Genomic DNA, 13755 nt, shown 5'->3' with positions numbered 1-13755 from the left:
GAGGCCCACCACTTATTCTTTTAACGAACTAAATAATATCTAAAAGTCTTCTAAGGCAGCGAAATACGCCATCACTTCATCAATATGAAATTTACCATCTTTGTTTGTATCAGCATTTTCCATCATAAATGCATCAAAACACTCTTCCCAATATACAGAAATGCTTCTTAAATACTCAAGTTCCATACCATCATCAGGATCAATGAATCCCGTTTGATCGTAGTCGTAGGTTTCCAAGTACGCTTTAATCTGTGTTAGTTCTTCACTTGTGAAGCGAGCTGTATCATTTGAAATGATTCGGCGAAGTTGGAAATTAAACACTGCACGCCCTGCACCATCTAAGGTTACAGACAGATTTCGTTCTGTTTCATTATTTTTGATACCGAAATTGTCAGCGCTCTTAAAAGTAAGGGTTTTTTCACCAAAGTCATCATCACCACCATTGAGACTATCATCTATATCTTTCATGCTGCATCGGATAGACACTTCATGAACAGCTGGGATCTGAAAAGTATCGGTCAAATTTTTATCAAGACAATCGATGGTTTCACCACTGCTTACGCTATGGGTTTGAGTCAAATATGCACTATTATGTGATGGATCCACTTCTAAAAAGGCAACGTGGCTTGCCAGTGTTAGCATTAAATTATCTCGGTCATCTAAAGGATGCCCATTCGAAGCAGAATGCACAGCCCATTTTAAATCACCTGAGCTCCAATTATCAGAATCGTCAATAAGGTTAATTGACATTAATTGGATTTGAAATTCATTTTTCATCGTTTATTCCCTTAAGTTAATGATATATAACTTTTAATTGTTAACATTTAACTACTTAGGTGCAAGCTATCAAACTTAATTATTAATTAATAGTATTATTTTTATTGGTTTAAAAAATTTTGATAAGGCCGTGATTACTCATGACCATAAATGGCGATCCTTCATAAATTGTTAGCGACTGTCCGTAAATATTACAGGTCGAACACAGCGTCACTATGCAGAAACGGTCAATCCAGACGCTTTCAAATCAATGTCCTTACCTCTAACTTTTAATACAAACAAAAATGAAACTGAAACGTCACAATATTCACTTACAATTGCCACCTTAGTGCTGCTTATTTAAAAAGGACGATATAAAAGTGGCTAGTTGTAACTTACTTAAGTTTTCAGAGTCAGTCGGCTATGGATGTAAAACCCCTCCTAATATGTTGGTAAAAATGCTAAAAACCACCAGCAAAAATAATGCTTCTGATGATCATAAACTGCAATTTTTAATAGCAGACAGACCTGAACAATTTTATATTATCGGTAAGGTAAATTCTTGCTCAGCTGCAGTGCCCTTGATTGGTATTTTTGTCGGCGCAAAAATAGGAGCGATGATCTCATTAAAGCTCAATGAAGTTGTTTTAAGAAAATGTATTAATGTATTTGTTTTTCTAAGCTCAATAAAAATTATCTTTATGGCTTTTTAAGCAAACAAATACGTTCAATAATTTATTACAGCTTTCTCTAGAAGGCATTTTTGAGAAAGCTGTAATATGAAGGAATATGATGATTAACGCGGATTTTAATCTAATGAAATCCATATCTTATTTAGTTCACTCCAGCCATATCCATTCACGTTAGCGCCATTAATTTGTTCAGATAACGCGAGTACAAAAGGCTCATGCTTTAATTCTTTTACTACGTTTTGCTCACTTAACCAAGAGAACAATGCGGCCAATAAGTCTGTCGCTTGATTGAAGTCTCTCTCGTTCCGAATTGACGTAAGAGATGAGTCTAAAGCCTCGAGTATTCCAACATCCAACTCATGATTTTCAAATGGATACTGTAATAAAAAACTTAACCAAGCACTAAATGAATCATTTTCTTCAATAACACTACAAATACTGACTTGTTCAGATTGACTGTAGTCCCCATAATCCACTGAAATACCTTGGTCATTGTCAGTTGATATACTGCTAAACAGTTTCTTGCATTCCGCTGTATCTTCAAAAGTAATATGCCGTTTCATCATCGATTTATGAGGGTTTTGGATCATTAAAAAGAAGGCCGATTTGTCACTTTGGCTCGTAACAGTCGTATCTGGTACCTGAAGGCAAATCTGATTTTGTGCACACGCTTTGCTTTGTGCCCATTCAGGGTAAACCCACAGCTCAACCCAGTCGAGGATAGAGGTCTCACGTGAGTAGTAAGCATTACGACTTAATCTAAGCATTTTAGAAGAGAATACTGCCAATGAGAAAGGCCCCGAACCAATAAGTCGCGTGGTCGTCGAGGTCATCTTAAATATTGACGACTCTGCCCGAGAAAGTAATCTGGGTAGATGCCAATCAGGCTGATTTAATTTAATCTCCAACTGCTCATCAGAAACAGCATTCACTTCAATAATATGGTTATAAGTCGAATGCCAATATGCATGTTGGATTAACCTATTTAGACAATGAGCAACATCTTGTGCTGTGAGTATACTTCCATCATGAAAACGTACCCCTCTGTGAATTTGAAATTGCCACCTTGTAGCACTGTCATTAGAAACCCAGTGATAAGCTAAATCACCGACTACACTCCCTTTCTCTACTGACGTCAAACATTGGCAAATTTGAGTCACCAAAAAACGTTCCGTACGCCGCTTCACCTTATGAGGTTTTAGCTCTTCTAACTCTCGATGAAAAGGCATATAAGCAATACGACGAGCTGACTGACTAGCGTCATTTAAATATGATTGAAACTCCCTTCCTGCATCTCTACCACCAAAACTAAGGATACTAAGTAACTGATCTAAGTTTCCTTCATCGGCTAGTCCTCTCGCGGATTCATAGCAAGCATCAATGGGCTCGACTTGGCAAGTAAGTATCGCTTTTTTACTTCTTCCAGAGCTTGCCTCCCATTGAATCCAACCAACACTCACCAATTTTTTTAGTATAGTTTGAACATGTCGTTCAGTGACATGCAGCAGAGCCGCTATCTGGCTTATTTGACAAGTCGATACTCCAGGACCAAATGTTTGAAAGATTTGTTCGTAAATTTCAAGCTTACGCTTTAAGTTTGCCATTCAGTGTTCCAAAGCCCCCTAATTGAGTTAGGTAACCATATCCAGCGTTAATTAACCCATGTTCCATAATCGATTGGACTTGAGCTGTTACTTCTGACAATAGGATGTCAGATTCAGTTTTATTTTCAAGCACAAGCTGTGAAAAGTGATCGATTTCAAATTCAAAACCATTCCCCTCTACTGGATGATCGATGGTGAATGTTTTTCCTTGATATTCAATATCAATGACACTGGGATTCCACCATTTTTCTCGAATGGTAATGGCTAATTGATCACCACGTAATATCGCGACCCGTGGTAAATTTTTCACAATTGAAGCTGATATTTTTCCGTTAACCTGACCTGTAAAAGTAAAACAAGCATCGGTGTCAACGTATGACTCGGCCACCAGCGTTGACATCTCAACAACAGGTTCCGGGACATTAACCCCTAACGACCGACATAAGTCACAGTATAACCAAAGCCCGTAAACCCCTACATCGAGCGTTGCACCGCCCGCTAAATTTGGATTAAATATGAACAACTCGGGATCATATTCGTGCTCATTACCAAAGCTCGCTTCAATTGAAGTCAGTTTAAGGTTATGCCTGATCAGGTAGTTCTTCAATTCTTGGTAAGCTGGAAATGCAACGGTTTTCATGGCCTCTAATAATATCACCCCATTTTTTGTTGCTAACGCCTTCATAGATAACCAATCCTGTAGGTTGGTGAACGCTGGTTTTTCAACAAAGACATGCTTCTTATGGGTTAAAAATAGTTCAACTAAGGGATAGTGGTACGGATGTACCGTTGCAATATATACAGCATCAACATTAGGATCCTTTGCCATATCGTCGTAACAGCCATAGCTCACGTTACTTTTAAACTCTTCACCAAATTGTTCAGCGCGACCTAAATCTCTGGCGGCGACAGCATATAACTCGCCATATTGACTATTGTAATTCAAAGCCGTAGCAAACCGCCTCGCAATATTGCCTAATCCAGCGATTCCCCATCTTACTCTTTTGTCTGTATTAACCATGATTTCTCTCACTATTTAACTTGGAGTTAAGAGTTTATAGGCAAAAGCATTCTTTAAATATGGAACAGATAATAGAAGTTGTTCATGATTTAGGGCGAGAACTGAATGATGTATTTTATTGTACATCGCTATAAACACATTATTTTCGACAGACAATTAGGTCCCAGAAGGACTTAATGACGTTCCAACAAAGCTTATTATCATTCATATAGCCTTAATATACACTGGCTACATGAAAATAAATCAAACGCCATTTAACAAAATCCCACTTGCCTTAGCCATAATGATCATTGCTACAGGACAAGTCGGTGTCAGCATTTACCTGCCGTCATTACCACTGATAAGTCGTGATCTTGGTGTGTCCCAAGCCGACATACAGCAGCTTGTCACCCTATTTTTAGTCGGCTTCGGATTATCACAGCTTTTCTATGGTCCGTTGTCAGACGCTATCGGTCGTCGTCCGGTATTTTTACTCGGTCAAGGTATCTATTTGGTCGGAACCTTAATCTGTGTGCTACTCCCCGACAGCTATACTGCACTGATTACAGGTCGCTTATTACAAGGTTTAGGCGCAGGTAGCGCATCTGTATTAAGCCGCAGTGTCCTCCGCGATAGTTACAGCGGTAGCCAACTCACGCAAGCGATGTCCTATATGTCCATAACAGCATCTATCCTGCCTATTTTGGCTCCTGTTGTCGGCGGCTGGGCCGCATGGCATTTTGGCTGGCAATCCGTGTTTATCTTTGTATTGCTTTATCTATCGGCCATTGTCACTTTAGGATACTTTGTCTTACCTGAAACGTTACCACATGCAGTGACAACATTTAAAATAAGAAAAACACTACGTGGCTACTGGCATTTATCACGAAACTACCAAGTGATCTCATCAGCAAGCTATAACTGGGTCGGCTACTTATCAACGCTGGTATCCGTGTCACTGCTACCCTTCTTATTACAAGAAGGATTAAAACTCAGTGCAGCAGAGTACGGAGAAGTGATGGTCATCCCATCTGCAGGATTATTAATGGGCTGCTTGATCTTAAATAAACTCAATAAACGCTTCACTACCAATCAACTAATATACTTAGCATCGAGCATTATGATGATGGCTGGCTGTTGGTTAGTGTTTAATGAGATGTCGTTGCCTAACCTGATATTTGGTTTTACTTTACTATCCATAGCACAAGGGATCTGCTTTCCATTATCGATGAGCATGTTACTGGCACCACACAGTAAGCAAGTCGGGGCGGTATCTGCATTATCGGGATCGGTACAGATGTGTATTGCCGGGCTGCTCGGTGGTTTTTTAATCAAACATTTGATCAACAATCAAACAAGTTTGGGGGTTTTCTATTTACTCACAGGTTTAACCATCGCGCTGATATTAACGCATAGCCGACATCGGCATATGAACCAATCCTATTTACCCTTAAACTCGCATGACTCGAAATAAACTTTTAGTTGTATCTACACCGCTTTCTTGCTCAAATAACGTTAACGTAATTTATGTAATTAAAATAAGGCGATAATTCGCCTCAATTGAGCAAAATAACCTAGCCATGAAATATAACCGCGTTTTTATTAATAGCCTGACCTATGAACTGGCTCCAGAGATCATAACAAGTACAGCACTAGAACTCCGCTTAGCTCCTTTATATCAAAAGTTACGAATTCCTGTCGGTCAACTTGCCGCACTCACTGGTATTAGCCAACGTCGCTGGTGGCCAAAAGACTACATGTTATCTGATGGCGCATTAACTGCCGCACAAAAAGTCCTTGATGAAACGGGCATCAATGTCAGCGATATCGGCGCTGTGGTATATACCGGTGTCTGCCGTGACCAGCACGAACCAGCAACAGCATGCCGTATCGCCGCAAAATTGGGCGTATCTAATAACACCGCCATTTATGACATTAGTAATGCCTGTTTAGGGGCCTTGTCCGGCATGTTAGATATCGCCAACCGCATCGAATTGGGCCAGATAAAAGCGGGTTTAGTGGTATCTTGTGAATCTGCACGTCATATTGTTGATGTGACTATCGATGATATGCTAGCCGATCCGACCATCAGAAATTATGCCACATCACTGGCGACCTTAACTGGCGGCTCAGGTGCCGTTGCTATATTACTTACCGATGGCAGCTTAAATTTAGCTGGGTCTCGTAATCACCAATTATTAGGGGCCACGCACTTATCTGCGCCAGAACATCACGATCTATGCCAGTGGGGATTGAAAGAAATCGATACTCAGTTATACCGTGAATATATGCGTACCGACGCAGTCAAATTACTCAAAGAAGGCGTCGCACTGGCGCAAGATACCTGGCAGCAATTTTTAGAGCAACGCCAGTGGACCCCCGAAGATGTCAATAAAGTAATTTGTCATCAAGTGGGCGCAGCCAACCAAAAGAAAGTACTAACCGCCTTAAATATTCCGGTTGAAAAAGAGTTTCCGACCTTCAAATACCTAGGGAACATGGGCACAGTATCACTGCCGGTGACCGCAGCGATGGCCGACGAAGAAGGCTTTTTGAAGAAAGGTGACAACGTGAGCTTCTTAGGAATAGGCAGTGGCTTAAATTGTATGATGCTTGGATTAAAATGGTAACCCTATGTTAGATAAATTATTCCCGTTTAAACGTAACTACCTTGATCGTAACGGTCAGCAATATCATTACCTCAATGAAGGAACCGGAGAGCCTGTCGTTATGGTTCACGGCAACCCGAGTTGGTCGTTTTATTATCGTAATCTGGTCTCGGCATTAAGCACCAATTATCAGTGTATTGTACCCGACCATATTGGTTGTGGTCTTTCTGATAAGCCCGATGATAACGATTACGACTATACCTTAACCAGCCGAATTGATGATCTGGAAGCATTACTTGAGCATCTGGATATTAAAGAAAACATCACCTTAGTCGTCCACGACTGGGGCGGCATGATAGGTATGGGTTACGCAGCACGATATCCAGAACGGATCAAACGCCTGGTGATCTTAAATACAGCGGCTTTTCATCTGCCTTTATCAAAAGCGTTTCCGCTACCATTATGGATCTGTCGTAATACCGTTGTCGGCACGTTTTTAGTGCGTGGTTTTAATGCCTTTTCATCTATCGCTTCGATTGTTGGCGTTCGTCGCAAAGCAATGAGCCAAGATGTTCGCCGCGCTTATGTGTCGCCTTTTAACTCTTGGCGTAACCGTATTTCCACCTTACGTTTTGTGCAGGACATTCCGCTAAAACCTGAAGACCGCAATTATCAGCTAGTCTCTGATATTAGCGATAGTCTGGCTAAGTTTTCGACTGTGCCAACCCTGATTTGCTGGGGATTAAAAGATTTTGTGTTTGATAAACACTTTTTAGCGCAATGGAAACAGCGCATGCCGCACGCCCAAGTGAATGAATTTGATGACTGCGGTCATTATATTCTTGAAGACGCCAGTGATGAAGTTATCGGGCTAATTACCGATTTCATGACAGATAAGGGCTGAATTGTATGGCAATTAGCGCAACCTCAGAGGCGATGAACTTCTGTCGCCATCTCTCCCACGCAGCATTCGCGACCCCCGACTCTCTCGCTGTCGCCGTGCAGCGTAGCAGTAGAGGTCAATTGGTTTATGACGAAATTAATTTATCGTCTCTTGATCAGCAAAGTGATGAACTCGCCTATGCGCTAAATGCTTATGGCATAAAACGAGGAATGAAAGCCGTATTAATGGTCACGCCAAGCATTGATTTCTTTGTCTTGACCTTTGCATTATTTAAAGCGGGTATCGTGCCGATCTTAGTTGATCCAGGAATGGGGATCCGCAATTTAAAACAATGTTTTAGTGAATCGGCTCCCGATGCTTTCATTGGTATTCCCAAAGCCCATATCGCGCGTAAACTGTTTGGCTGGGGTAAAGACAGTGTCAGATGTAGCCTGACCGTCGGCGGCTGTGAAATACTGTCTCGCCTCACCGGACAAATGAGCTTACAGCGTTTATTAACTGAGTATCGTGCCAATTTAACCCCAAATAAACATCAAAATGAGCAGGTTAAACCTTATCCTATCGCCCTATTTGATAACAGTGAATTGTGCGCCATATTATTCACCAGTGGCAGTACTGGCGTACCTAAGGGCGTTGTTTATAGCCACCAAATGTTTGAAGGGCAAATACAAGCGCTCCGCGATGATTACGGTATAAAGCCCGGAGAAAGGGATCTCAGTACCTTCCCGTTATTCTCGCTATTTGGTCCAGCACTGGGCATGGCGTCAATTATTCCAGATATGGATGCCAGCAAACCGATAACCGCTAACCCGAACTTTATCTTTGCTGCCATTGAAAAATACCAATGCACTAACCTGTTTGCTAATCCGGCATTAATCGAGATCCTTGGTCAAGCAGGCTGCAAACACGGTCAACCCCAGATATTAACCAGCTTGAAACGCGTGATATCTGCTGGAGCGCCAGCAACCTTATCGTCAATTTCACGCTTTACTCGCTTGCTTAAAACCGATGTAGAAGTATGGAATTCTTATGGTGCCACAGAGTCATTGCCCCTCACTAAGATTGGCAGTAAAGCACTACTAACCATGCAAGACATTACCAATAATGGCGGCGGGATCTGCGTTGGCCAGCCAATCAAAGATGTTGAGATCGCTATTATTGCGATCAGCGAAGACGTCATCACAGATTGGGATAATGACTTAACCTTACCAACCCAACAAATTGGTGAGATCGTCGTGAAAGGACAAGTGGTCAGTCAGCGCTATTATCGCCGCGACGTCGCCACCCAACAAGCCAAGATCAAAGACCCAACGAGCACTGAATCACAGCCAGTGTTTCGACACCGCATGGGGGATCTGGGATATGTTGATGAACAAGGTCAGTTATGGATGTGTGGACGTAAAGCGCACAGCGTAGCCACGCCGAGTCAACGCTATTTTTCGATCCCTTGTGAGCGAATATTTAATACCCACGAACAAGTGAAACGTACCGCACTGGTGGGGATCCAATACCAAGGTGAAACCATACCGTTACTGTGTGTCGAATTAGAAAATGATGCTGTCATCTCGACTGAACAGTTATTTAACGAACTTAACGCGATTGGCAATAAACATCAGCAAACATCCGCGATCAACGCGTTTTTAATTCACCCTGATTTTCCTGTCGATATTCGCCACAATGCCAAAATATTTCGTGAAAAATTAGCTATTTGGGCACAAAAACAAGCACCTTATAATCGTTAACAGTATGCTAAAACAAGGTCTTAATATGACGAATTTCAGTTTACGTCCGCCCGCAGAACAACGTGCACTTACTGCATTATCTGCGACCACCAAACATGTATTTGTCACTGGTGCTGGTGGTTTTTTAGGGACCAGTATCTGCCTAGCATTAAGTGCGGCCGGAATTAAAGTAACCGGGTTCGCCCGTGGCCATTATCCGCACTTATCAACGTTAGGTATCAACATGGTGCAAGGCGACATCAGCGATTTACCGGCGCTCACGGCGGCGATGAAGGACTGTGACTTGGTCTTTCATGTCGCATCGAAAGCAGGTGTATGGGGTTCGAAAGCTGATTATTATCAACCTAATGTGGAAGGTACTGCCAATATCATTCAGGCCTGTCAGTCACTGGCTATCGAGCGCTTAGTATATACCAGCACCCCAAGTGTGACATTTACGGGCGAAGACGAGGCAGGGATCAATGAATCGCAACCTTACGCCCAGTCATTCTTAAATTATTATGCGCAATCCAAAGCGCTTGCCGAGCAAATGGTACTGGCCGCGAATAGCGATAGACTCAAAACTGTTGCTTTAAGGCCACATTTAATTTGGGGACCCGGTGATCCGCACCTAGTGCCACGCGTCATTGCTCGAGCCAAACTCGGTCGATTAAAATTAGTCGGTAAAGAGGATAAACTGGTTGATACTATCTATATCGACAATGCCGCCTATGCCCATATTCTGGCGGCGCTAAGGCTCGCCGAACCCACGCCAAGTTGTGCCGGTAATAGCTACTTTGTTAGTAATGATCAACCTATCACGATGGCCAGCATGCTCAATAAAATACTCCATTGTGCTGATTTACCACCGGTGACGAAACGCGTACCAGCACTACTGGCCTACTTAGTCGGCACCGTACTGGAGAAGATATACCTGTTGCTTGGCAAGACCCAAGAACCAATGATGACGCGTTTTGTCGCACGCCAATTATCAACCAGCCATTACTTTGATATCAGCGCGGCTAAAGCGGACCTGGGTTATCAACCTCTGGTCTCTATTGACGAAGGTATGCAGCGTCTGAGAGCCTCTTTATCAGGAGACATCAAAGTTTGACCGTTTTTAAAGTTTCGTCTCTTTAAAGATGACTATTAAGCGCCTTTGGGGAAGATCTGAGTCAGTCTAGTTTAGCTGACTCGATTCTCCCATTCACTACGAAGGATCCCATATTTAATCGAATCATAGTACTCTCCTTGGTAGTAGCGAACCTTACGTAAGCAGGCTTCTTGTTGAAAGCCTAACTTCTCAGCACAAGCCATCATCCGAGGATTTCCAGACCAAGTAGTTAAACCAACCCGCTCAATATCCAAAATAGCGAATAAGTAGCGGGTCCATTGTGGTAGCGCTCTATAAGCCAAACCTTTACCCCAAAAATTAGAGTCGTAGATTACAATCCCCATTTCTAGCCAGCGAGTAGACTCACATTCCCAGTAATAACTAACAGTACCAACTGGCACGTCATTTACTGTAACTAATTGGATATCTGAACCATCGCATAAACGTGAGAAGGTATTTCTTGAAAACTCGTTCAATGATGGCGTTGAATATGGAAAATAAGGAGCATTAAACTTAGTCCACTCTTCATCGCAAGTTATCAGGTGATAAATTGATTCCAATTCACTAGGCTTTGCCCTACGAATTTTAACTTCATCAAGTTCCATCATAGTGTGCTTAAACCTTTTCTGAAAGTAATCGTACTTCACGTTGTGGAAAGGGTATGGTGATCCCGTTTTGTTTCAATGCCTGAAACATCTTTAGGTTAGCGCTGTATTTCACTTCAAAATAGTTTTTCGTCGGCACCCAGAAACGTATGCCCAAATTAATTGAACTATCGCCAAAGGCTTCGATGCCAATTTGCGCGGCAGGATCTTTGGCTACTGCATCTATGCTAGCCAGCACTGTACCCAAAGTGGCAATAGCCTGTTCTGGATCATCGTTGTAACTAATGCCGATGGAGGCTTCCACCAACATGTATTCGAAGGAATTATGCAGAATTTCACCAACGATATGCTTGTTGGGGATACTGATTTCATCACCCTCTTCATTCGTGAGGATAGTCATCCCGAGAGTGATCTCTTTAATCACGCCAATGACACCCTGTATTTTGACGGTATGACCCACCACAAACGGACGGGTTAAAATAATAGTAACCCCCGCTGCATAGTTTGACAGCATACCTTGCAGGGCCAAACCAGCACCCAATGCCAACGCACCGACGGCAGCAATAAACGGCGCCACACTGATCCCGAGTTTGCCCAATGCAATCACTGCGACCATCACAATGACGAGCATGCGCACAGCATTGGAAATAAATCCGCTCAGGGTGACATCAACATCATGCTTTAGACATTGGGCTGCAATAAAGCGTTGAACTTTACCAGCCACCCACAAACCGATGATGAAAATAATCATCGCACCAAAAGTCTGGAAACTGTATTGCACCACAAATTCAGTTATGATGGTATACACGTTCTGCAGTTGTTCTAGCTCTTCTTGTAACGCGATCTCGTCCATATTGTTGTCCTTTAGTCCTTTAAATTCCCTGAATAATGATATTGCTTGCCAATGCTCATTGGCGTTCGATCGATTACGTCTATGTCTTACCTGTTTATCTCATCACCGCTATGACACGGAACTCTGTATATAAGATTAGGTTATCGATAACAAAAGAGGTTATTTTCCGCTGACATGAGCGTGATATTTAGATAGTGAGTGTGACGTCGTCACACTCACTATCTGAAAATAATAAAGAGCCCCTAGAATTAGAAGCCTTAAATATTATATTTTGAATGAACCTACATGAAGGTCTAAAGTTTGAGCAAGCTGCTCCAGAGTTTTACTAGACGCTTCTAGCTCTTGGCTAGCGATCAAGCCTTCTTGAACAGAGTTATTGACCGAATCCATATTCATATTGATTTCATTTGCTACACAAGATTGCTCTTCGGTAGCAGTTGCGACTTGGGTATTCATATCAAGGATAGTAATGACTTGCACTGATATGTTTTCGAGAACTTCCAGAGCTTGCGCTGTGGTTCTTGTACCCTCTTCTGTTAAAGATCGACTACTTTCCATCGCCTCTACCGCATTTTGGGCCTCATGCTGCAACTGATTAATCATACTTTGAATTTCATCGGTTGACTGTGCGGTTTTAGTAGCAAGATTTCTGACTTCATCAGCGACGACAGCAAAACCTCGGCCAGCCTCACCCGCTCTGGCAGCTTCAATTGCGGCGTTGAGAGCAAGGAGATTAGTCTGCTCTGAAACACCTCTGATCACGTCGAGTATAGACCCGATTGACTGTGTTCTTCCCGCTAATGCTGTGATAACCGATGACATGTTACTCATTTCACCACCAAGGCTATTGATGGTATTAGATGAATCTTGTAATGTTTTACGCCCAGCTTGAGTTTCGCTATTTGCACCATCAGCCGAATTTGCTGCACCCGCAGCATTTTGCGATATCTCATTAATAGTCGCGATCATTTCATTTATTGAAGTTGCGACTAATAACGTTCGATCGCTTTGCGCTTGACCTCTTGATAAACCAAGCTGAGATTGACTGCGAAGTTCAGTCGCTGAACGACCTATACCTAACCCCGTATCTACTACTTTGGAAATTATTTCATTAATATTACCCACAAAGATATTGAATGCTTTAGAAATATGGGCAATTTCATCCGTTCCTTGCACAGGTAATCTAACGGTAAGGTCTCCATCGCCTTTTGATATATCGTCTAATGCCTGTTGCAAGCCAGCAAGCGGTTTGAAAAATCGACCCAGTAGCCACATCAACACGCAGGCACATATCAGAAAGATAACAATGATTGCGATTAACTGAGTCATCACAATATCTGCTACAGCATCATCGACTTCTGAAATTGGGATACCAATATCAAAACCACCCAATAACTCACCATTCTTATCATAAACGGGGACGATTATGTCGTACACCCACATGTCTTGCACATCCGCATACCATTTAGAGTATTTTTGCTTGCCTTTCCCTGCAGCTTCTACAGTGTAGCTATCTTTATAGATCTTATTTAACTTGCTTATATCGCTATGTGCAACGGCTTGAATGTTTCGGTCTATGAAAATCGCGTAGCTAATATCTGAACGTTCTGAAAGTGACAGTACTAACTCTTGTAAATCAACCAATGGCTGGGAAGACTTTTGTAATACATACTCAACGTTTTTAGCAATGACTTCAGCCTTTGCTTGGGATTTTTTTAATATAATGCCATCAATTTTTTGATTCGATATATAAGCAGTAGAGGTGATACTTGTTATGCCTGCGATCGCAAACATAACGAATACCGTTATTAATATTAAATTTTTCATACACGACATCCTTGGTGTTATCATTCAGTTACAGTAATTAAATACCATGTATTCATTCCACTTGTTATCA

The 13755-nt window shown here is 42.1% G+C and carries 12 protein-coding genes; 6 read left to right on the top strand and 6 right to left on the bottom strand.

The features are described from left to right. Nucleotides 1-39: 39 nt before the first annotated feature. Nucleotides 40-777 (bottom strand): hypothetical protein, encoded by a 738-nt coding sequence (locus tag HWV02_RS08740; RefSeq protein ID WP_211690199.1) that lies wholly within the window; start codon nucleotides 775-777, stop codon nucleotides 40-42. A 359-nt stretch (nucleotides 778-1136) separates the two neighbouring features. Between HWV02_RS08740 and HWV02_RS08735 the strand changes: the two genes are divergently transcribed. Further along, nucleotides 1137-1469 carry a sulfite exporter TauE/SafE family protein gene (locus tag HWV02_RS08735; protein WP_211690198.1) on the top strand — a complete coding sequence of 111 codons (333 nt, stop codon included), beginning with the start codon at nucleotides 1137-1139 and terminating at the stop codon, nucleotides 1467-1469. Between the two features lie 95 nt (nucleotides 1470-1564). On the opposite strand, the gene HWV02_RS08730 is transcribed toward HWV02_RS08735, so the two are convergent. Beyond that, nucleotides 1565-3052 carry an ABC transporter substrate-binding protein gene (locus HWV02_RS08730; protein ID WP_211690197.1) on the bottom strand — a complete coding sequence of 496 codons (1488 nt, stop codon included), beginning with the start codon at nucleotides 3050-3052 and terminating at the stop codon, nucleotides 1565-1567. Then, nucleotides 3033-4073, bottom strand: coding sequence for a Gfo/Idh/MocA family protein (locus HWV02_RS08725; RefSeq protein WP_211690196.1), 1041 nt, complete (start codon nucleotides 4071-4073; stop codon nucleotides 3033-3035). Before HWV02_RS08725 ends, HWV02_RS08730 begins: the two co-directional genes overlap by 20 nt. Before the next feature lie 232 nt (nucleotides 4074-4305). On the opposite strand from HWV02_RS08725, the gene HWV02_RS08720 reads away from it, so the two are divergent. From HWV02_RS08720 to oleD, 5 genes are all read left to right on the top strand, one after another. Further along, nucleotides 4306-5526, top strand: a complete 1221-nt coding sequence (locus tag HWV02_RS08720; protein ID WP_211690195.1) for a multidrug effflux MFS transporter — start codon at nucleotides 4306-4308, stop codon at nucleotides 5524-5526. Nucleotides 5527-5632: 106 nt separating this feature from the next. Continuing rightward, nucleotides 5633-6682, top strand: coding sequence for a 3-oxoacyl-ACP synthase III (locus HWV02_RS08715; protein ID WP_211679310.1), 1050 nt, complete (start codon nucleotides 5633-5635; stop codon nucleotides 6680-6682). A gap of 4 nt (nucleotides 6683-6686) precedes the next feature. After that, nucleotides 6687-7565 (top strand): alpha/beta fold hydrolase, encoded by an 879-nt coding sequence (locus tag HWV02_RS08710; protein WP_211679309.1) that lies wholly within the window; start codon nucleotides 6687-6689, stop codon nucleotides 7563-7565. A gap of 5 nt (nucleotides 7566-7570) precedes the next feature. Next, nucleotides 7571-9307 carry an olefin beta-lactone synthetase gene (gene oleC, locus HWV02_RS08705; RefSeq protein ID WP_211690194.1) on the top strand — a complete coding sequence of 579 codons (1737 nt, stop codon included), beginning with the start codon at nucleotides 7571-7573 and terminating at the stop codon, nucleotides 9305-9307. Between the two features lie 25 nt (nucleotides 9308-9332). Then, on the top strand, nucleotides 9333-10400 hold the full coding sequence (gene oleD / locus HWV02_RS08700; RefSeq protein ID WP_211690193.1) for a 2-alkyl-3-oxoalkanoate reductase: 1068 nt from the start codon (nucleotides 9333-9335) through the stop codon (nucleotides 10398-10400). Nucleotides 10401-10471: 71 nt separating this feature from the next. On the opposite strand, the gene HWV02_RS08695 is transcribed toward oleD, so the two are convergent. The 3 genes from HWV02_RS08695 to HWV02_RS08685 form a co-directional block, all read right to left on the bottom strand. Next, on the bottom strand, nucleotides 10472-11008 hold the full coding sequence (locus tag HWV02_RS08695) for a GNAT family N-acetyltransferase (RefSeq protein WP_255547127.1): 537 nt from the start codon (nucleotides 11006-11008) through the stop codon (nucleotides 10472-10474). 7 nt (nucleotides 11009-11015) lie between these two features. Continuing rightward, nucleotides 11016-11858: a mechanosensitive ion channel family protein gene (locus tag HWV02_RS08690; RefSeq protein ID WP_211679306.1), complete on the bottom strand. Its 843-nt coding sequence runs from the start codon at nucleotides 11856-11858 to the stop codon at nucleotides 11016-11018. A gap of 264 nt (nucleotides 11859-12122) precedes the next feature. Further along, a complete protein-coding gene (locus HWV02_RS08685) occupies nucleotides 12123-13685 on the bottom strand; it encodes a methyl-accepting chemotaxis protein (protein ID WP_211679305.1) in 1563 nt (520 codons plus the stop codon). Between the last annotated feature and the right edge of the window lie 70 nt (nucleotides 13686-13755).

Source organism: Moritella sp. 28 (assembly GCF_018219435.1).
In the GTDB taxonomy this organism is placed as follows: domain Bacteria; phylum Pseudomonadota; class Gammaproteobacteria; order Enterobacterales; family Moritellaceae; genus Moritella.
This window is presented reverse-complemented; position numbering and strand designations above follow the sequence as displayed.

Bases quoted from the DNA above. Each gene is read 5' to 3' on its own strand.
- HWV02_RS08740 (WP_211690199.1), bottom strand. From the start codon at position 777: ATGAAAAATGAATTTCAAATCCAATTAATGTCAATTAACCTTATTGAC.
- HWV02_RS08730 (WP_211690197.1), bottom strand. From the start codon at position 3,052: ATGGCAAACTTAAAGCGTAAGCTTGAAATTTACGAACAAATCTTTCAA.
- HWV02_RS08725 (WP_211690196.1), bottom strand. From the start codon at position 4,073: ATGGTTAATACAGACAAAAGAGTAAGATGGGGAATCGCTGGATTAGGC.
- HWV02_RS08720 (WP_211690195.1), top strand. From the start codon at position 4,306: ATGAAAATAAATCAAACGCCATTTAACAAAATCCCACTTGCCTTAGCC.
- HWV02_RS08715 (WP_211679310.1), top strand. From the start codon at position 5,633: ATGAAATATAACCGCGTTTTTATTAATAGCCTGACCTATGAACTGGCT.
- HWV02_RS08710 (WP_211679309.1), top strand. From the start codon at position 6,687: ATGTTAGATAAATTATTCCCGTTTAAACGTAACTACCTTGATCGTAAC.
- oleC (WP_211690194.1), top strand. From the start codon at position 7,571: ATGGCAATTAGCGCAACCTCAGAGGCGATGAACTTCTGTCGCCATCTC.
- oleD (WP_211690193.1), top strand. From the start codon at position 9,333: ATGACGAATTTCAGTTTACGTCCGCCCGCAGAACAACGTGCACTTACT.
- HWV02_RS08695 (WP_255547127.1), bottom strand. From the start codon at position 11,008: ATGATGGAACTTGATGAAGTTAAAATTCGTAGGGCAAAGCCTAGTGAA.
- HWV02_RS08690 (WP_211679306.1), bottom strand. From the start codon at position 11,858: ATGGACGAGATCGCGTTACAAGAAGAGCTAGAACAACTGCAGAACGTG.
- HWV02_RS08685 (WP_211679305.1), bottom strand. From the start codon at position 13,685: ATGAAAAATTTAATATTAATAACGGTATTCGTTATGTTTGCGATCGCA.